Annotated in this window: 17 protein-coding genes and 1 riboswitch; of the genes, 10 read left to right on the top strand and 7 right to left on the bottom strand. The window is 27.1% G+C overall.

Annotated features, from left to right (window positions below; translation table 11 throughout):
• Positions 1-299 precede the first annotated feature (299 nt).
• The 8 genes from MSCUN_RS03280 to MSCUN_RS03245 all read left to right on the top strand — a co-directional run bounded on the left by MSCUN_RS03280 (position 300) and on the right by MSCUN_RS03245 (position 9,923).
• Positions 300-1,451: an MFS transporter gene (locus MSCUN_RS03280; RefSeq protein WP_170104018.1), complete on the top strand. Its 1,152-nt coding sequence runs from the start codon at positions 300-302 to the stop codon at positions 1,449-1,451.
• A gap of 244 nt (positions 1,452-1,695) precedes the next feature.
• The gene (locus tag MSCUN_RS03275; protein ID WP_095608378.1) at positions 1,696-2,214 is read left to right on the top strand and encodes a manganese efflux pump MntP; all 519 of its coding nucleotides are present in this window, start codon (positions 1,696-1,698) and stop codon (positions 2,212-2,214) included.
• 226 nt (positions 2,215-2,440) lie between these two features.
• A riboswitch (FMN riboswitch) is annotated at positions 2,441-2,564 on the top strand.
• A gap of 202 nt (positions 2,565-2,766) precedes the next feature.
• Positions 2,767-3,381 (top strand): 3,4-dihydroxy-2-butanone-4-phosphate synthase, encoded by a 615-nt coding sequence (ribB, locus tag MSCUN_RS03270; RefSeq protein ID WP_245837634.1) that lies wholly within the window; start codon positions 2,767-2,769, stop codon positions 3,379-3,381.
• 337 nt (positions 3,382-3,718) lie between these two features.
• Positions 3,719-4,381 carry a hypothetical protein gene (locus tag MSCUN_RS03265; RefSeq protein WP_095608371.1) on the top strand — a complete coding sequence of 221 codons (663 nt, stop codon included), beginning with the start codon at positions 3,719-3,721 and terminating at the stop codon, positions 4,379-4,381.
• Positions 4,378-5,022, top strand: a complete 645-nt coding sequence (locus MSCUN_RS03260; RefSeq protein ID WP_095608370.1) for a hypothetical protein — start codon at positions 4,378-4,380, stop codon at positions 5,020-5,022. Before MSCUN_RS03265 ends, MSCUN_RS03260 begins: the two co-directional genes overlap by 4 nt.
• 322 nt (positions 5,023-5,344) lie before the next feature.
• Entirely contained in the window at positions 5,345-6,160 is an 816-nt protein-coding gene (locus tag MSCUN_RS03255) for a hypothetical protein (RefSeq protein WP_095608369.1), read from the top strand.
• Between the two features lie 185 nt (positions 6,161-6,345).
• A complete protein-coding gene (locus MSCUN_RS03250; protein ID WP_394338954.1) occupies positions 6,346-9,159 on the top strand; it encodes a chitobiase/beta-hexosaminidase C-terminal domain-containing protein in 2,814 nt (937 codons plus the stop codon).
• The gene (locus MSCUN_RS03245) at positions 9,156-9,923 is read left to right on the top strand and encodes a hypothetical protein (protein WP_095608367.1); all 768 of its coding nucleotides are present in this window, start codon (positions 9,156-9,158) and stop codon (positions 9,921-9,923) included. Before MSCUN_RS03250 ends, MSCUN_RS03245 begins: the two co-directional genes overlap by 4 nt.
• A gap of 320 nt (positions 9,924-10,243) precedes the next feature.
• On the opposite strand, the gene MSCUN_RS03240 is transcribed toward MSCUN_RS03245, so the two are convergent.
• The 5 genes from MSCUN_RS03240 to MSCUN_RS03220 all read right to left on the bottom strand — a co-directional run bounded on the left by MSCUN_RS03240 (position 10,244) and on the right by MSCUN_RS03220 (position 16,792).
• Entirely contained in the window at positions 10,244-12,193 is a 1,950-nt protein-coding gene (locus MSCUN_RS03240; RefSeq protein ID WP_095608366.1) for a cation:proton antiporter, read from the bottom strand.
• 286 nt (positions 12,194-12,479) lie between these two features.
• Complete coding sequence (locus tag MSCUN_RS03235; protein ID WP_143744850.1) at positions 12,480-13,211, bottom strand: PepSY domain-containing protein; 732 nt, start codon at positions 13,209-13,211, stop codon at positions 12,480-12,482.
• Between the two features lie 521 nt (positions 13,212-13,732).
• Complete coding sequence (locus MSCUN_RS03230) at positions 13,733-14,071, bottom strand: P-II family nitrogen regulator (protein WP_095608364.1); 339 nt, start codon at positions 14,069-14,071, stop codon at positions 13,733-13,735.
• Between the two features lie 15 nt (positions 14,072-14,086).
• The gene (locus MSCUN_RS03225; RefSeq protein ID WP_095608363.1) at positions 14,087-15,310 is read right to left on the bottom strand and encodes an ammonium transporter; all 1,224 of its coding nucleotides are present in this window, start codon (positions 15,308-15,310) and stop codon (positions 14,087-14,089) included.
• 327 nt (positions 15,311-15,637) lie between these two features.
• Positions 15,638-16,792: a pyridoxal-phosphate-dependent aminotransferase family protein gene (locus MSCUN_RS03220; RefSeq protein WP_095608362.1), complete on the bottom strand. Its 1,155-nt coding sequence runs from the start codon at positions 16,790-16,792 to the stop codon at positions 15,638-15,640.
• A 393-nt stretch (positions 16,793-17,185) separates the two neighbouring features.
• Here MSCUN_RS03220 and MSCUN_RS03215 point away from each other — a divergent pair, with 393 nt between their 5' ends.
• Positions 17,186-17,908 (top strand): 6-hydroxymethylpterin diphosphokinase MptE-like protein, encoded by a 723-nt coding sequence (locus MSCUN_RS03215; RefSeq protein WP_095608361.1) that lies wholly within the window; start codon positions 17,186-17,188, stop codon positions 17,906-17,908.
• Between the two features lie 598 nt (positions 17,909-18,506).
• On the opposite strand, the gene MSCUN_RS03210 is transcribed toward MSCUN_RS03215, so the two are convergent.
• A complete protein-coding gene (locus tag MSCUN_RS03210; protein ID WP_095608360.1) occupies positions 18,507-19,604 on the bottom strand; it encodes an OBG GTPase family GTP-binding protein in 1,098 nt (365 codons plus the stop codon).
• Positions 19,605-20,004: 400 nt separating this feature from the next.
• Between MSCUN_RS03210 and MSCUN_RS03205 the strand changes: the two genes are divergently transcribed.
• Positions 20,005-20,289 (top strand): hypothetical protein, encoded by a 285-nt coding sequence (locus MSCUN_RS03205; RefSeq protein WP_095608359.1) that lies wholly within the window; start codon positions 20,005-20,007, stop codon positions 20,287-20,289.
• Between the two features lie 193 nt (positions 20,290-20,482).
• Here the strand turns inward: MSCUN_RS03205 and MSCUN_RS03200 are convergent, their stop codons facing one another.
• Positions 20,483-21,232: a hypothetical protein gene (locus tag MSCUN_RS03200; protein ID WP_095608358.1), complete on the bottom strand. Its 750-nt coding sequence runs from the start codon at positions 21,230-21,232 to the stop codon at positions 20,483-20,485.
• Positions 21,233-21,326: the final 94 nt, after the last annotated feature.

Here is a 21,326-nt window from a genome sequence, read left to right as displayed (position 1 = left end):
TCTCGATCTCAGTAATAAAGTCTACCTACGTTTTAATTGGTACTATAAGTGGTAAGCTTATGGGAAGGTTAGAAAGTTGCCGGCCTTTTAATTAATTAAATACTATACTTTTTTTTTACTAAATAATAATTTTCTACTAATTTTTAACAATTTATTTTTATAAACTCTAGGTTTATGCAATGTTTTCTATTTTTGTTTCATAATCAATATTTTTAATAATGTTTTATGATAAAGTTATAATTTAATTAAATAATTTTTTCTGAGGTGTTATATATATTTTGAATATGAATTTAAGTAAGATGAATCCTACATGGATTATCTGGATTATGACTTTTGGAACTTTTGGAATTTTATCTACTGAGCTTGGTTTTATTGGTATTTTACCTCAGGTTGCTAATTTTTTTAGTGTGTCTATTGATCAAGCTGGGCTTTTTCTTAGTTGTTTTTCTTTGATTATTGCTGTTGGTAGTCTTTTTATTCCAATTGTTGTAAGTAAGTATAATAGGCGTCATTTGTTTATTTTGGTTCTTGGGGTTATGACTTTGTTTAGTTTTATTGGTGGTCTTATGACTAACTTTTATCTTGCATTGTTATGTCGTATTATTCCTGCATTTTTTTATCCAGCTTATGTTAGTTTGACTTTTACTGTAGCTGGTGAACTTGTTCCGTCTAATGAGACTCCTAAGGCTGTAAGTAAACTTGTTATTGGTGTATCTGCAGGTTCAATTTTTGGTGTTCCTCTTAGTACAATTTTTGCTAATTATGGTGGTTATCCTTGGGCTATGTTCTTTTTTGGATTTCTTAATTTTATTAGTTTAATTGTTACTATTTTATTTTTCCCAAGTATTGAGGGTAATAATGATGTTAGTTTAAAAGGTCAGCTACGTCATGTTGGTAGTGGTGTTTTTATTCTTTCATGTATTGGTGTAATTATTTTTGCTGCTGGTTTTAATACTTATTATAGTTATGCTTCTGCTTTCTTGCAGGGTATTTATGGTATTATTGGTAGTAATTTATCTTTGATATTGTTTATTTATGGGATTATGAGTATTCCTGGAAGTTGGCTTGCTGGTAGGCTTCTTATTAAGTATCCTTTGAGGACTGTTGTTTTATGTCCTCTTTTAATATGTGTTAATTTAGCTATCTTTTATTTTGTTAATGATAGTTGGACTTTAATGTATATTTTTATGGCTACTTTTGGTGTGCTTGAGGGTATTTTTAATAATATTATTCAGTTTTGGATTTTTAGTAGTATTCCTGAGGCTCCTGAGTTTGCTAATGGTGTATTTATGAGTATGCTTAATATTGGAATTACTATTGGTACATTTATTGGTGGTTTAATTATAGTTGATGTGGGTATGAGTGCTATTATTATTGGTGCTATAATAATACTTATTATTTCTATGATATTCTTTATTATTAGATCACAACTTTATCCAAATCATACCTGAATAATGATGTACTATTTTAATTAAAATGTAAGTTTTTTAACTTTACATTCTTTTTCTTTTTTTAAATTAAATCTTTTTCTTGTTTTTATTATTAGAATTACAATTTTTTTTTAATGGAAACATTTAATTTTATATTTTAATAAAAATTTAACTTAGCTAATAAATAAAACTATAGTATATAAATGGAGGTTTTATAGAATTGTTTGACTTTTATTCAGTATGTATTCTTGCAGTAGCACTTGCTATGGATGCATTTAGTGTCTTAATAACAAAAGGATTTACACAAAAACACATCACACATATTCATGCATTATGGTATGGAATATTTTTCGGATTTTTCCAATTTGCCATGACAGTTCTTGGATACTTCTGTGGATCATCTGTAAGTTCATACATATCAAGTATAGCAACATGGATAGGATTTTTACTACTTCTATTTATTGGTCTTAACATGATACGTGAGAGTATATCAAATTCAGAAGAAGAAGTAGTTGATACATTTAGTTTTAAAGAAGTTTTCATACTTGCAATAGCAACAAGTATTGATGCATTTGCAGTAGGACTTAGTTTTGCACTAATAAATATGGAAATAGTACTACCAAGTATTATCATAGGAATAACATCATTCATACTAAGTATCTTTGGAGTATTTTTAGGATCTAAACTTGAAGCACGTCTTGGTAAATACTTAGGTGATAAACTTGAAATTATAGGAGGAGTAGTACTAATAATTCTAGGAATTAAAATACTACTAGGATTCTAGAAGAAAAAAAAAATATTTTTCTTTTAGATAAAAAAAAGGGATTTAAAAATTATATGATATTATTTTATCTTATAAAACCTTTTTTTTACTTATTCACCACCATACTTTTTATATATAACTTAAAAATTTACTTTTTCAAATTTAACCTTAACAAATTAATATTATATTTTTTTAAGGATTAGATTTATTATAAACATGCTATTAATATTATAATATATAAGATCTGTACTTATCTCAGGGCGGAGTGAAATTCTCCACCGGTGGTAAAAGTCCACGAACATAGAATAATATATGCTGATTTGGTGAAATTCCAAAACCGACAGTAAAAGTCTGGATGAAAGAGAAAAAGAATAGATAAAAAGTAAACTAAGAAAAAATAAATTAAAAAAAAAAATTTTTTTTTATCATTACAAAAAATAATAATATTATTTAATAAAAAAAGCCCTGATTCTATTGTACATTTTATAAAAAAAAACTTTAAAAAAATTAACCTCCCTTACCTAATTAATCATTACATAATATTAAAAAAAAAATATGGAGCACATGAAAAAAATGACAATGAATCAAATACAAAAAGTAGAAAATGCACTAGAATATCTAAAACAAGGAAAAGGAATCATTGTAACAGATAATGAAGACCGTGAAAATGAAGGAGATATGTTCTTTGCAGCAGAAAGCATAACAGAACCACAAATGGCACTTCTAATACGAGAAGGTAGTGGAATAGTATGCCTATGTATGACAAACTCTGATGCAGATAAATTAGAATTACCACTAATGGTAGATGATAACACAAGTACATATGGAACAGGATTTACCATAACAATAGAAGCAGCAGAAGGAGTAACAACAGGAGTAAGTGCACATGATAGAGTAACAACAATCAAAGCATGTGTAGCTGATGATGCAAAATCATCTGACTTAAATCATCCAGGACACGTCTTCCCACTAAGAGCACGAGATGGACTACTAGATGAACGTCAAGGACATACCGAGGCAATAGTTGATTTAATGAAATTAGCTAATCTAAAACCAATGGGAGTACTATGTGAAATAACAAATTCTAATGGAACAATGGCAAGAAAACCAGAACTTGAAGTATTCTCAAAAGAACATGATATGCCACTAATAACAATTGAAGATATCATAGCATACAAAAATCAATAAGAAATATTTACTAATTCACCACCTCCACTTTTTTTTCTTATTTTTTAAAATATTAAACAAACTATAAAAAAAAAATTTTATAGGATATTTTATTATAAAACTAACTAACTTATTAAAAAAAATTTAATAAAAAAGTAAATTATCCATATGTAACTTCTAAAATATAAATAAATATTTATAAGAGAACCAATATTATATTAATAATTATCCAATCAAATAAAAAAAAATAATCAAATAAGTAAAAAAAAATGAAATCAAAGAGGAAAAAAAGTAATATAATAAAATTATATTCAAAAAAAACCTCTATCTAAAAAAAAATTAAAGGTGGGAAAAAACAATGACAGAAGAATTAAAATTAGTACAAAAATGTTACGACCCAGAAGAATATGGGTACTTATACGGATTTAACCGTGAAATACCAGACTTTGAACTAGAAGATGTAAAACAATACATGAAAAAGTTCACACCAGCATCATTTAAAAATGTAATGGCAATATCAGGAGATCCACACGGATGGATGTGTACAGAAGAAAACGTACCAAAAGTAGAAGAAACACTATCAATACAAGATACACTAGCAAAAAGACAAAAACAACAAGAACAAAAAAGAAAAGATGCACAAGAAATTAGAAAACAAAAAGAAGAAGCAATGAATGAAATTGAAAAAATATTCAAAGATGCACCAAGACCACCACAAAAACTAGAAATACTAATTAAAGCATCAAAAGCAGTATATGATCCAGCAAATAGCTTCAGAGACAATAAATTCTATGGAGCAGGACAACTATTCATAATAACAGAAAAAAGCATCTGGTACATCATAAACAACTCATCAGAAGGAAACAATAGAAAAATTAACAACATAGAAATAAATGATATATACTCAGCAATAGGATTTAGAGTAGACTACACAGAAGATATAGAAAAATTAATTAAAATCGTATCAGAAAATAATCTATATAAAGAAAAAAATAGAATGGGAGAATTAAAAAATTTATGAATGATGAGACCAAACCATTAAAACTTGTATTAAAATGTATAGATAAAAATGAGCATGGAAAACTATATGCACTAAATCAGCTAGTCTCTGATGAAAAGCTTAAAGAAATACTACCATACTTTAAAAACTATAAACTTGAGGATTATGAAAACATAATGGAAGTTGAAGGAAACCCACAAGGATGGATGTGTAGTGAAGAAAATGTAGCAATAGTAGAAGATATACTAGGTGTTGATGAGACAGTATCACAACAAGAAGAACTACTAAAACAAAGACAACAAGAAGCTAACAAATTACGTGAAAAGAAAAATCAGGCAATGGATGAAATAGAACAAATTTATGCAGGAGCTCAACGTCCAACCAAGTTTCTTAAAAAACTTCTAAAAAAAGCTAAAATCGTTTATGATCCTCAAAATATATACTATAACGAACATACAAGTGGTGAAGGTCAATTATTCATAATAGATAAAGACGATTATATATGGTATATAATAAATAATAGTCGTCCTGATGATGATCATGCACTTAATAATATTAAAACCGATACAAAAGGAGCAGTAGGTTTTAGAGTAAAATATACAGATCATCTTCATGATTTGATAAAACTTGTATCTAATGAAAATATATATAAAGGAAAATAAATTGTATTTCTAATTAGATTTAAAACTTCCTCTTTTTAAAATATGATGAAGTTAAAAGAAAAAGAGAAAATACTTTTTATATTTTTTTTTATTCCTTTTTTTTTATACAATTCTTTTTTTTTATTAATTTTAAAAATATTTAAATTTAAACACATACTTTCTCTCCTTAATTTATAATAAAACTTTTTTTAAAATATTATCCTTATTAATATTAGATTAAATAAAACATTAATATAATAAATTCAAAAAAAATATTAAAAGTCATTATAATTTAATCAAGAAAAAAAAACAAAAAAACAGATAAAAATGGAGGTTAAATGTTATGGCAAAAAATGATATTATAACACGATCAAATGGTGAAGGAAAAATATATACAACAGATCCAAATGCTGAAGTTAAAACTTACTCTATGCCAATTATAGAGATGCTTAAACAACACTATCCATACCTATATGATAGTATAATAGATGAAAACTTCAATATAAATGAAGATGAACAATGTATGCTATTTAAAGAAATAGTACATATAGATAAAGTAGTAGGATTCAGTACATATATAGGATCAGATGTAAATGATCAACAAACAATAGTACTCCAACATATCTACGTACTACCAGAATACAGAGGAAATAACCTACTAATAAAAGACATCTATGATACAATATCACTAGGAAAATATGTATCAATAGAACTACCAACACACTTTGTTGTAGAATCACTAATAAATGCAGGACTAGCATGCATATTTGATGAAAGATTTGTAATAAGCAAAGTACCATTTAGCGTACCAATACACAACTTCTCAGAAGAAGAAAAACAACACTTACGTGAAGAATATCATATACCAGATCCAACATCAATAAGCCGAGAATCATCAATATACGATCTAAAATACTCAGCAGTAGTATGCCCACCATTTGACGGTTCAACCAGAGCATTTAACCCACTAGATTTAACAACTCGAGCAGTTGAAGATGGATATATTAGTGAAGTACAACCAATAGATGATAAATACTTCAACACAACAAAAGTTAGATCTGAAGATGGAGAAGAACATACAGATAAATACTTCAAAAGACTACAAAAAACAATGCAAGATCACAACCAAGAAATACATGACTTCTTAAATGAAGAATAAAAACCTCCATCATCACCTTCTTTGAACTATTTTTTCTCTTTAAATCTCTCATCGATACTATTTTTTCCTTTAAAAAATAATCTTACCTAACTAAATTTTAAAAACACTCCAACTTACTTTATTTTTTAAATATAAATTCAAACAAATATATTATTATTAAAAATAAATCAAGAAATATTATTTAAATATTAACTAGGAGTGATAATATTAAAAGTAAATATTTTATCTTATTTTTATGTTTATTAATTATTTTTACAACCCAAGTTTATGCTGAGGATAATAATACTTACTCAAATGATAACAACATAAGTAAAATTACTCATGAGCATGAAGACATAAATAAAAACATAGTTTATGAAAATAAAAATAAAACAGAAAATAAGAATAATGAAATTAATACAACTAAAAAAGAAGATAAAAATATAGAAGAAACAACAGAAGATAGATCAACACTCAACAATAATACAACTAATAATTTAAAAACAACAGTTGAACCTAAAGTAACAGTACATAATATTACTGAAATACGTGATAATAAACTAAATATTACAATGACAGCAAATGTTAAAGGAAAAATATATTATACAAGAAATGGATCAACACCAACAAATAAAAGTAAACTATACAAAGATAATGAAGTTTTAACAATATGTATTAAAACACAAATAAATGCAATAGTAGTAACAGAAAATAATATAACCTCAAAAATAACACACTATCAATCAGAACAAATACTTACACCACCAATATCAGTAGTAGTACCACAAACAGACTTAATAAACAATCAACAAACATTAAATTTCACAACAAACTGGGATAACACAACAATATACTATACAACAGATGGATCAAACCCTAAAAAAAGCAATACAAAAATAAAATACAACAATAAAACATTTAAAATAAACAAAAATACAACACTAAAATACTACACAAAAGATAACCTGGAAGGATATGAATCAATAGTATACACATACAACACACCAAAATACACACAAGAAAGACCAACTCTAACAATAATAAACACAACAAGAATGTATTCAGATAATCATCAAAGAATAATGATACAGTCAAACCAGCCAACAACAATAGAATACTATAAATACTGGGGAACAAACGATGTAATACATAAAAAATATACAAAAGAACTAGACACATCAAAAAATACACAACTAATAATAACAGGAAAACATAAAACAACAGGACAAATGGCATCACAAAAAGAATACATGCCAACAAAAGGAACAAGAACAATAATGAATTACACATATACACTATCAATGCCATACCCGGATGGAGCGATAACTTTAAATGAAAAATATTACTTAAACTTAACTTCAGAAAAAAATAATTTTGAAAGCTTTAGTTTACTGTATAACTACAGAAAAAATAACATAGAAGGAACACTTAGTAGAACAATAACAGAACCAGGAATGTTAATATATACAACAAATAATAACAAAATACTAAATATAAAATTATATGGATATGCATATGGTGATATAAATCAAGTATCAGTATTATCAACAACTGAGCTATATAATGAGGAAATCCTACTTATTACAAAATTTTCAACAATAGTAAACGGAAAAATAAACCAAACAATATTCTTTTTACTTCCAGATATGAATCAACTATCTGATGATGATAAGGATGCAACCCCAATAAACACATCATTTACAAGTAACTACCAGAACTATACACTAAATAAAAAAGACAAATTAAATCATTTATTTACAATAACAGAAATAATGCCATTTCAAACACTTCAAACATACATAATTACAAACAGATTAATAAATAAAGATGACATACAACAAACAATAAATAAAAACAAAACTTATACAAAAAATGAAAACAAAACATTCACAAATATAAATGAGATGGAAGTTGATAAAACAGATCATCTAAAAGCAGCATATGGAACATACCTAACTGGAGAAACAATAATATATTTTAATGATGAAATGAGTAAATTTTATGGCTCATATAATAATGTAACATTTACAAGAGCAGATGATACACAAATATTAGTAGGTGTAAATCATCATGGAACAATATACTCAAACATATATGATCCAACCCTATCAACCAAAATAACAAACAATCCAACAGTAAATCAAACAGTGCAATTTAGATTTATGACAACAGTAATGATGTCAGAATGGGAAAAACAAGCATTAAGATTATCAATGCAAAATATAACAAGTCCACTATATATATTCTTTGAAGATGTAAGACTAAATAATAATAATGTAAACTTTACAATCGATGAAAAAACAGGAATAATAACAATAGAACCCACAACAAATCAAACATACTATATAGAAATAGATCTAAAAACTGGAATTGTTAAAACCATGATGAAAACAGAAGAAGAAGGAGAAAAAATAAAAGGAGCTACATCACAAATAGGTCAAGGATACTGCTATCATGGAGAAAACACAGATGAATTACTAAACATGTTAAATAAACTTAATAATTTTACATCAAACGACTTTACAAACGATTTCATGAATACTCTTAGAGACTGCTTAAATGAAATAACCCCTGAACTAGAAAGTACAATGGGAACAACACTAATAACAGCAGGAACACTAATGTTATCCTCAGGTCCAGGTTCAGTAGTAGGTGTTTCTATGATTATTGGAGGTCTTGGTTTATGTTATTTAAGTGCTGGAGGAAGTATTAGTGATCCATTTAATCCTTATTATTGGGCTGATGCGGCACCTTCAGTAATTGCTGGTCTTATTCCATTCATAGCTGAAGATAGAATGATTTTAAGCTTAACAAAACTAGCTGTAAAATCCTCTCCAGTTAGAAAAGCATCAAAAATATCACTTATATTTGGTTTTAACAATGCAGCTCCAGAAAATATGGAGGATTATATGTGTGGTAAAGCAATAGATCAAGTCATAAGCTCAAATCTTAAACAATTCTTAACAGATATGAATGTTTCTAAAGGATCATATAATAAAATAAGGAGCATACTTACATGAGTTTAAATGATTTACTTTTTCAATTACTTGGAGTTATAGTATCATTAATACCTTTGACTATTTGTCTTTTATTTTCTATAGTAAAAAGTGTATTAAAGATTGAAAAAATTACAGGTATAAAACTAATGTATCCTAATTTAATTGATGATGAAATAAAAATGGGTTTTACTTTTCTTCTTAGTGCCTTTGAAGTTACACCATCTTATTGGAAATTATTTGGAAGTTCTTACTTTATTGCCTCTGCAACTATAATCCTACTTGATCGTTTTAAAATATTAATAATGCCTGAAGTTACTTTATGTATTAGCTTATTTATGATGTGTATAATTTATCCAATGGTTGTAGTAGGTTTGAGAAAAAATACTTTTAACTCTTTTGGACTTCCTAATTTGAGTGATTTTTTTATTTTTAAATTATGGAGATGGAGATATAAGGAACTTGAAGTTTTATATAGGCGTAATAAAAAATATATAGATTTTAATGATAAGTATTATTCTTCCTTATCATATATTTGCATTGCATCAATTGTAGGTTTTTTTCCTATAATACAAGGTTTTTCTGCTTTAATATATCATGGTGTGCCTTTTATTGTTGCTTTTGGTATTTTTATGCAGACAATTGTATTGTTTCCAGATGTATGGGATAAAATTATGCCATTAAATTTTAAAAAGTGGACTGGTGGAACATTTCTAGTACTACTTGCAATACCATCATGGTATTTATCATTCTACATGGGAATATTTGTATTTAATTTACTTGCCTAGTAGGTTAAAGAAAAAAAGAGGGGTTTTTTTTTTAATTGTTTTTATCTATATATTTTTTTAAGATAAAATAAAATAAAATCTTTTTTTTTCTCTTATTCTTTTTTTTTTATTAAAATGATTTATTAATTATAAAGTATTTCTTGAAGTTTATACTAATTTTTATTAAATAATTTTTTTTTTATTCTAGAAAAAAAGAGGGTGCTGTTTTTGGTTTTAAATTAGTTTTAGTTTTTTTATTAATTTTTAGTAAAAAAAAAGAAGTAGCTTAGAAAAAAAGAAAAAAATATGAAGGGGAGATTAAAGATTGTATTTTTTTTTTATTACATTTTATCTGTTTGATTAAAGAATTCTTCAACATTATCCTTATTTCCACGGAATAATACCATGTCATCTTCTTCTAAATAGAAGTTGTCACCATCAATTTGCATCATATCATCATCACGAATAACAGATATTGCTGATAAATCATATTTATCAAAATCAAAGTCATCTAATGTTTTTTCATCCTCAACATAAACAGATTCAAGAATTTGATTTTCCATGTCTGGTTCAGCTAAAGTGAATTTTCTAAGAGTTTGATATCTTTCACCTCTAAGTTCTTGTAGAACTGTGTTAATTTCACCCATATCCTTATTATAGTAGTCCATAACAAGTCTAAACATTATAATACTTGTCTCAAATTCTTCAGGAATAACTTCATCAGCACCTGCATCATATAATTTATCCACATTTTTAACATAACGTGTTCTTACAATTACATGAATATTTGGATTTAATCTTTTTGCAGCATCTACAATAGCTTCTAAGTGATCCTGATTTGATGTTGTTACAATAAGACAGTTTGCTGATGTTACTTTTAATTCTTTAAGAACACTTTCTGAAAATCCATCACCATATATTACTGGTACTCCACTTAGCTTTTCACGTTCTACTACTATTGGATCGTAATCAACACATACATATGGTACATTCATATGTTCACATGAAAATGCAATATTTTTACCAGTAAGTCCAAGTCCTACTATTATAACATGATTATTAAGTTCACTTTCAAGTTCTGGATATTCACTTCTACGATTTGTGAAATTTATTTCACCATCATGTGTATGATCTTTAAAGTATGGTAGTTTTTCAAGTATTTCACTTATTTTATCCATATGATCTTTGAAAAATGGTGTTGCTGACATAGTTATTATACTTATTGTCAAAAATCCTGTGAACATATCAGCTGTTAGAAGTCCATATTTCATTCCTTCAGTTGCAAGTACAAATGAGAACTCCCCAATCTGACTTAGTAGTATTGATATTCCTACAATATCTGGTATTTTAAGATGTAGTATTCTTCCTGTTATGAATGTTGCTATAAATTTAATAAGTATTATACATGCAGCTAGTAATAATATGATTACTATGTTATATAGGAAATATTCTACATTTATCATTAAACCTATTGATATTAAAAATAGGCTCATGAAAACATCCTGAAATGGTTGGATATATCCTAGTGTCTGGTGGCTGTATTCTGTGTTTGATATTAATAAACCTGCTATAAATGCTCCAAGTTCAGGTCCTATTCCAAGACGTGTTGTTATATATGTTGTACCAAGACATATGAAGAGAATTAAAAGCATGAAAAGATCACGATTTTTGGTTGATGCTGCTTCTTCTAATGCTTTTGGTACAGCCCATATTCCACCAACTGCTATTACAATAATTAGTCCTACTACTGATATTAGTAGACTTGGTAGACTTGATAAGTCAATAGTCATACCACCAAGTATTGGTGTTAGAAGTAGTACAACAATAACAGCTAAATCCTGGAAGATAAGTATTCCTAGAGTTACTTTTCCTTTAAGTGTATGATTTAAACCCTTCTTTTGCATGATCTTCATTACAATTGCAGTTGAGCTGAAACATACTAAAAATCCCATGAATATTGCCTGATTAATTGGAACTCCTACAGCAAATGCTATTAATGCTACAATTAATGTTGTTAATACAACCTGAAGTAGTCCTCCAATAAGTGCATAATGTTTGATTGCCGAGAACTTCTCAGCTGAAAATTCGAGTCCTATAATAAATAATAAAAATATTACTCCAAGCTCTGATATGGCACTAATTGCAGTTGTTGATTTAATAAAAAATCCTAGAATTATACCAGTTAAAAATAGTCCAATCATAGATGGAAGTTTAAGTTTATTAAATATTAATAGAACAATAACAGCAGTTATAAGAACAATAGAAATCATTTCTAATAATTGTAAATCCATACTATTATACTTCCGTTATATTTTTTAGTTTTTTATATAAAAATAGTTTTTTTTTAATTCTTTTTTTTAACTATGTTATATATTATATATTTTATACTTTAAAAATAAATTTATAATGATTAATAATACATGAAAATGTGTATGTTTTTTTTTCATAAAATTACATGAATGTAAGAATAATTTTTTCAATAAAAAAAAAAGTGTAAATAAAAGGTGGTTATTAATAAAAAAAGAGTTAATATTATGAAAAAATATTAAACATCTTTTTTAACTTTCATCATTTTTTTTAGTAATCCTCAGGAACATCTTCTGGATATTCAGGATCTTCTGGATATTCAGGGTCAGTTGGTGTTTCTGGAACTTCTGGTGCTTCATCTTTTATTGCTCCACCTACAACTTCTCCAGTTTGTGCATCTATTTCAATACTTCCTGTTATTTCCCCATCTTTAACAAAATTAAATGTGTATATAGTTCCATTATTAGCTGTTTTATCTGTTGATACATATTTTATAGTTACATCACTATGTCCTTGATTAGCAGCCCAGTTTGATGCTATACTTCGAGCTTCACCCACAGTAATTTTTACTTGTGTATCATTTGTATTTTGTGTATTATTATTTGATTTGTTTTGACCTGTATTATCTGTTGTATTATTATTTGATTGAGTTACATTATTACTAGGGTTAGGGTTATTAGGATTATTAGGATTATTAGGATTAATATTGTTTATATGATTTGTTATTGTTGTATGTTGATTATAATAAGTTGATATCTGTGCGGGTGATAATTTATGTTGAGTTACTGTAATTAGGTGTGTTATTCTTGGTTGTGTTGATCCTTGTGATTGTTGTGCTTCATCTATTACTATGTTTTCTTCTGCATCAGCGGAGTCTGTGTCACTATGATCATCTAGATGTTGAAACATTTGCATTCCATCAACTACTTCTTCATGGTATGATGCTGCAACAACTCCGATAAGTGCAACAATTAATATTGCTAAAATCATCTTAGCATTCAACTTTTCACCTACCTTATTATTAAAAAATTTCGTGTATTATATACATTTAAAATTAATTATTTAAATACAATTCGATTAATATTCAAAATGTTATGTATTTATAATATTTAAAAAAATAAACTTTTTTTTATTATTAAAAATAGTATCTTTTATGTAAAATATATTTTTTACTTATATTAAAATTAGAAGAATTTTTTAAAAAAATAAAATAATGAGAGGGGAGGTTATGAAAAATAAACCATATTAATTTTTTTTTCTTATAAAAAAAATGTTCTTTTTTAATTCCCTAATAATACTCTTTTTTTTAATGACTAAATATATGGAGATTTAGATATTTACTCAATAATCTATTATACTCATAGGGTTTTAAAAAAGGGAGGAGAGTAAAAGAACGAATCTTTATTTTTAATCTCTTTTGTATATTAGTTAAATAAATTATATAAATTCCAAAAAAATATTCTAATTTTTTTTATGGTATAATTGAAGTTAAAATATTTTTTTTAGGGTTTGGGGTCAGGTTATTATATTGCGTCATCCCCCTCTTCCCCGGTTCTGATTCGTATAACTTCTTCAACATTTGTTATAAAGATTTTACCATCTCCAACATGATCAGTTTTAGCTGCTTCAATTATTGCATCTACTACTGAATCTACTTGTTCATCTGGTATTACAGTTACGATTTTTATTTTTGGTAAAAGATCTATCCTATATGTGGTTCCACGATAGTTTTCTTCAACTCCTAGCTGATTTCCTCTACCTTTTACATCAATTACTGTTATTCCATTACAGTTTACTTTTTCGAGTGCTGATTTTACAGCATCAAGTCTTTCGTTACGTATTATTGCTGTGACTTTTTTCATTGTAAATCATAACCTTTAGATTCTGTATCCTAATTCTTCATGTTCGTTTACATCAAGACCTTCAATTTCAGTTTTTTCACTGACTCTTAATCCCATTGTTTTATCAAGTACTTTTGCAATTACATATGTTACTACAAATGAGTAGACTGCTACTGCTACAATACTTATAATTTGTATTACTAATTGATTTGGGTTTCCATATAGTAATCCTGTTGCTGTGTTTATTGCAGGTGATGCAAATATACCTGTTAGTATTGCTCCCCATGTTCCTGAGAGTCCATGTATTCCGAATGCATCTAATGCATCGTCGTAACCAAGTTTTGGTTTGAGGTATGATATTGCATAGTATGATACAAATACTGTTGTAAATCCTATTACTATTGATGCTGGCACATCAACAAATCCTGCTGCAGGTGTTATTGCTACTAGTCCTGCTACTGCTCCTGATATTGCACCTAGTACTGTTGGTTTTCCTGTTTTCCAGATATCTATTAATATCCAACAGATCATTGCAGCTGCTGCTGCGGTGTTGGTTGTTATGAATGCGTTTGCTGCTAGTGCGTTTGCTCCTAATGCTGATCCTGCATTGAATCCAAACCATCCAAACCATAGAAGTGCTGCTCCTATTACTGCATATCCTAGGTTGTGTGGAAGTAGACGTGTGTCTTTTCTTGATCCTAGTACCATAATTAGTGCTAGTGCTGCTATTCCTGAGTTAAGGTGTACTACTGCTCCTCCAGCAAAGTCTAATGCTCCGAGTTCAAATAGCCATCCTCCACCCCATACCCAGTGTGCTATAGGTATGTATACGAATGTAATCCATATTACAATGAATGCCATCCATGCTTTTGCTTTCATTCTTCCTGCTACAGCTCCTGATATTAAAGCTGCTGTTATTGCTGCAAATGTTGCTTGGAATACAATAAATAATAGTTCTGGTATTGTAGAATCTGGGTGTAACATGTCAATTCCTATTCCGCTTAATAGGAAGTGTGCTGGTGCACCTATCAATCCTGCGATGGATGCTCCAAATGAGAATTGATAACCATAGCAGACCCATATTAATGCTGCTATTGCAAAACCTACAAGTGACATGAACATTGTGTTTAAAACGTTTTTATTTTTACTCATTCCACCATAAAATAGTGCAAGTCCCGGAAGTGTCATGATCATTACAAGTGCACTTGCGGTTAAAATCCAGGCGGTATCCCCTGTGTTTAGTAATGCTTCTGCTACCACTTATAAATCCTCCTTTTGTATGTGGTTGTTTTTTTTATTTTTAAATTAATAATACAAATATTTTGTAAAAAATGTGTTGGTTTTTTTCGTCTTTTAATGTTTAGTTTTTTTTTGATTGTGAAAAAATTTATTTTAATACTTTTTACTTATTTGCCTTTCAACCGGAAGTAGGAAATATACTTCCGTTAATAATAGTTTAACTTACATCATATATAAAGATTACTAAAACATATTACAAAAAAAGTAAAAAATAAAAAAAGTTTAAAAATACAATAAAGTAAATTTTAAACCTTTAAATATAAAAGTTTCCGTTATTAAAAAACTAATCTATGCATTTTTAAGATATACATCTTCTAAAGCTGCAACACCAGCTCCAGCATCAAAGTCGAAACCAAACTCTTTTAAAGTCATTTCAAGACATGTGAATGTTGCTGCAAGTTCAGGAAGTCCTGTAATACCCATATGACCAATTCTGAAAATATTACCTTTAAGATGGTCTTGTCCACCAGCAAGTTCAATGTTATATTTGTTTCTCATTGTACCACGAAGTTGATCATCAGTAACTCCTTCAGGCATTTTAATAGCTGTAAGAGTATTAGAATAATCACCTTCACGTGCAAATAATTCAAGACCAAGTGCTTTAGCAGCTTGACGTGTTGCTTCAGCTCCAGTATGATGACGTTTAATACGTGCATCAAGACCTTCTTCAAGAACCATAGATAATGCTTCATTCATAGCATAAGTCATTGAAACATTAGGAGTATAAGGTGTTTGAGGAGGTACTTTGTCTCCACTTTTTTTCATTTTCTTTAAATTAAGATAGTATGTTGGTGAATCTACATTATCAATAACATTCCATGCATCATCACCTATAGTAATTGCAGCCATACCAGGTGGTGCAGCAATACATTTTTGTGATCCTGTAAGACAAATGTCAAGACCAAAATCATCAACTTTAACAGTATCCCCAGCAAGTGATGAAACAGTATCAACAACAAATAATGTATCATAATCTTTCATAATATCTCCAACTTCTTTAATTGGATTTACTACAGCTGTTGAACTTTCATTATGTACAAGTGTTACTGCTTTTGCATCATCATTTTCTTCAACTACACGTTTAACTTCAGCAGGATCAACTGCTTGTCCCCATGGAACTGTAATTTCAATTGATTCTCCACCAAATACTTCGGTTAGTTGTTGTAATCTTTCACCAAATTTACCACTAACAATGTTAATAACTTTATCTCCTTTTTCAACAATATTAGCAACAGCAGTTTCCATAGCTGATGTTCCTGATCCTGTTAAAAGATATGAGTCATTGTCTGTTTGAAATACTTCAGACATCATTGCAGTTGTTTCGCCTAAAAATTCACCATATTCTGCTCCTCTGTGGTTAATGATTGGTTGTGACATTGCATCTAAAACTCTTTTTGGAACAGTGGTTGGTCCTGGAATCATTAATAAAGTTGTGTCATCCATTAGAAATATTCCTCCAATATATATTAATTTCTTTTTCTATAAACGTTTATTTAAAAAATTTATAATAAGATATTGTCTAAAATAGTTAGTTTTTTCTTTTATTTTTGAATTATTTTTCGATTTTTATCCATAAAAAATAAAAATACTACTTTTTTTTGCTTAAGAAATAAAAAAAATCTTCGAATTAAAATAATTAATCAAAAAAAGGTTTTTTTAACTTCAGTTAATCTAATTTTTTTTGTATCTTAAAAAAAATAGCACAAACCTTACTATATAAATTATTTTTGTTCATACTTCTTAAAATAATATCTTATAAAAAACATGATAAAAAAAAGTAATAATATAAAAGAAAAATACAACTTTATAAACTAAAAAGGGAGAATAAAGATTAAAATGTGTGAATATAATAACTGGAATAGTTGGTATGAGAAAATTTTGGATGATTTTAATTTTAGTATGAAAGAAGATGTAAAATCAGCAAACTTACTTAATGAATTAATCATGAAAAAAGGTAAGTTTAACATACATAATATGGATGTTAAAAAACAAGCAATTGTATTTGGAGCAGGACCTTCAATAAAAAAACATATATCTTATCTTAAAGAAAACTTTAAGCTTGATGATTATACTTTAATTGCAGCTGATGGTACAACAGAAGCACTTATGGAAGAAGATATTATACCTGATATTATAGTTACAGATCTTGATGGAAAAATTACTCCCATAGAAAATGCAAATCATAAAGGATCAATACTTTATGTACATGCACATGGAGATAACATAGATAAAATAAAAAAACATGTTAAAAATCTAGAAAATATAATACCAACAACACAAGCAAAACCAACAGGTTTACTTGAAAACTATGGTGGCTTTACAGATGGAGATCGAGCAGTACATATTGCCATATATGCACTAGGAATAAATGATATTACTATGGCTGGAATGGATTTTGGAAGTATAATAACACAATATTCACGACCTAATATAGCAACACCACAAGCTATAGCTGATGAATTTAAAAAAAAGAAATTAGATTATGCTAATAAACTTATAAAGTCATTAAATGATAATAATCAAGATGTAAAAATAGTAAATTTAGTAGATATTTTATAAAAAATTTTTAAGTTAAAAAAGGCGTTTTATTTTTTTTTAATATATGAAAATATAATTAAAATTGTGAGTTATAATCCTAGTAGATTTAAAAAAAGTTTAAATAAACTTTCTTTTTTCCTAAAATTATAAGTGATCACAATAATTATATGTTTTTTGTGGGTATGATTAATAGTTTTGTTAGATGATGTTAATATAAACTAACATGCTTTTATTTAAAAAAATATTTTTAAATTACAAACAAAATTTAAAAGTTATATATTATACGAACTTGTAGTTTAATTATTAAAAATAATAAAATAAATTGGATAAAATTTAGTTAAAAAAAGTAGTTAATATCATTAATATTTAAAAGTTAAAATTCTAAAAAAAAAATAATTTTCTTTTTGGGATAATTTTTAATAAAAATAAAAATAAAAACTGGTGACAATTTAATAAATTCAATTTTTGAAATTATATGATTTATCACAAGTTTGTTTAATAATTAGTGTTTGTGGGTATAGTTAATATTCTCTAAAAACTACCTTATAAAAGATTCTATGATTATAATAAAAGTTACATTAAATTCATTAAAGAGTATTTTAATATCTTACGAACAATGTTATTTTTTTATGATTATTCGTACAATATCATGATCTTGAAGTTCATGATCAAGACCTACTTTTTGTCCTGGGAATTTAACAGAATCTCCCCAAACTTTTGCATATTTAAAGTTTTTAACAAAATCTCTGTGTAGTTTTCGTGCAACATCCTCAATTGTAGAGCCACGTCTTATGATTAATGGTTCATCCATATCAGCCTTTTTTCCTTGAGGTTTAAGATATAATCGTATAAGATCTAAGTCCTGGAATATTCTCTCTTTAAGTTCTTCCATCATTATTCCATCATCAGCTGATACAAATAATGCATTAGGTAATTTTTCACGTAACTTAGCTAGTTGTTCTTCTGTTGCTATATCAATCTTATTTACAACTATTGTCATTGGTATATATGCACGGTTTGGTTCAAGTGCATCAATGAATCTGTCTATTGTTACATCTTCACGTAGTACTACATCAGCACTGTGTATTCCATACTGGCTTAGTATTGAGTGGATTGTTTTTTCATCAAGGTGTGTGAGTTCTACTGTTGATACTATGTTAAGTCCACCCATTTTCTTTTTAGATACTTTTACATTAGGTTTTTTTTCATTTGGTCTTACTCCAATGTTTCTAACCTCATCAAGTATTACATCCATATGTTCTGGTTGAAATACATCTAGAACCATTATGATTAAATCAGCATTACGTGTTGCTGAAAGTATTTCACGTCCTTTTCCTTTCCCTTTAGATGCTCCTTTTATAATTCCTGGGATATCTAGTATTTGTATACTTGCATCATCATATTCCATGATTCCAGGTACAATGTCAAGTGTTGTAAATTCATATGCTCCTACTTTTGAGTTTGCATTTGTTAGGTAGTTTAGTATTGTTGATTTTCCTACAGATGGAAATCCTAGTAGTACAGCTGTTGAATCTCCACTTTTTCGTACTAGAAATCCTTCACCTTTGCTTCCAGAACTATTGCTTTTTTCTATTTTTTCTTTTAGTTGTGCAATTTGTGCTTTTAGTTTACCTATATGGTGTGATGTTGCCTTATTTTTTTGAGTATTTTTAATTTCTTCTTCTATCTGTTTTATTCGTTCCTCTGCTGCTGACATAATTTTTTCACACTAATAAAATATTTATCTACTTAGTAAGTTTTTTGTTATTTATAATAATGATTAAACTTCTATTTTTTAAATTTTTTTTATTCTTATATAGTTATTTTGTGTTTTCTAGTTTAATATTTTTTTTATTTTTTTAGTGTTTTTTCATATTTTTTTTAGGATTTATTTTATTGCATAAATTATTTATATAGTGTTAAATATAATAGTTTATAATTATTATGGCATTTTAATAAATTTTAATAAGGTTTTGTAAGATAAAAAATAAATATTTTCTAAAATAATTATTGATTAAATATATATTTTATAAAAATAGAACTTAAATTTATTAAAAATATAAATAAATGCTTAGAAAATTAGAATATGTTTCTTTAAAAATAGGAGTCAATATATAATGGCATATAATATAACAATGGAAGAAGAATTAGAAGAACAACTAAATAATTTAAAAAATGTAAATATAAAAGAATACACAATACTATCTAAAAAATTAGAAGAAATGCAAAACCATGCAGCAGTATTATCAAATCATAATACACGATTTAAATCATTTGAAAAACCACTACAAGACTACAAATGGATTGAAATAAATGAAAAAATACTAGTATTTACAATAGACATATCAAAACAAGAACTACACTTATGTGAATATGTGCCAAAAGAAGAAGTATTCTACTAAAAAAAAAAACGATAAAAAAAAGTAAAAATAAAAAAAAGTAGGTGGATTAAAAAAAAAGTAATTACCACCATTTCTATTTTTTTATTAAAAAAAAATTTAAACTCTCTTAAAAACCAAAATTCTTAATATAAGAATAAAAAAAAGTACTTATTTTAAAAAAAAGTTTATCAATAAAGAAAAACTTAAATTCTCTTTATTGTTGTTTAATAATATTTTTCCAAGGTCTAATAGTATATGAGCTAATAAGACCACTTTCTGATGAACTATTTGATATAATTTTTGCAAATGAATATAAAAGATTCATAAATCCAATCTTACTATCCTCATAAATAATACAATTAGGAGCTTCAGATTGTTTATTACAAAAGCTTGCAACCTCATGTGCAATTTCAACATATTCATCACGTGATAATGTAATATCATCAACCATATTTTCACTTGAAACTTTAGGTGTAGCAGTCTCAAATGCTTTAACATCACTAAAATCATTATTATCAAAATTAATAACTGCATTAGCAAGAATTGAAAGTAAATATCCTATATTAATTTTTTCTTTATTAATCATGATTTTAGCAGGAATCTTATGATTAATATCAATCCATTTATTGAGTCTGTAACTTGAGTTTTGAAGATCATAAATTGGAACTTCTATATAATTTGGATCTTTAATATAAAGAGTTACTTCACAATTTGAAGGATCACAATTAGAATTTCCACCAAAGATTATATCTACAGGATACTCAGGATTTCTGAATTCATCAAAATCAATTTCTTCTGAAAACTTACCATCGGTGATTCTTTCACTAAATATTGTTTTTTTATTAAATTTAACTGCTACTTTTCCATCTACTGGTTGATCATTTTCATCTACAACTTCAAATTCAATTTTAGATGATTCTCCACGAATTAGTATTATGTCGTCTACTTTTATTTTTGAATCCATTATTATATTCCCCTTTCCTTTTTTTTTAATAAATTAAAAAAAAATATTAAATTATTATATTCTAAAATTTTTTTCTAATTAATATTTATTATAT

The organism is Methanosphaera cuniculi, assembly GCF_003149675.1.
Lineage (GTDB): Archaea > Methanobacteriota > Methanobacteria > Methanobacteriales > Methanobacteriaceae > Methanosphaera > Methanosphaera cuniculi.
This window is presented reverse-complemented; position numbering and strand designations above follow the sequence as displayed.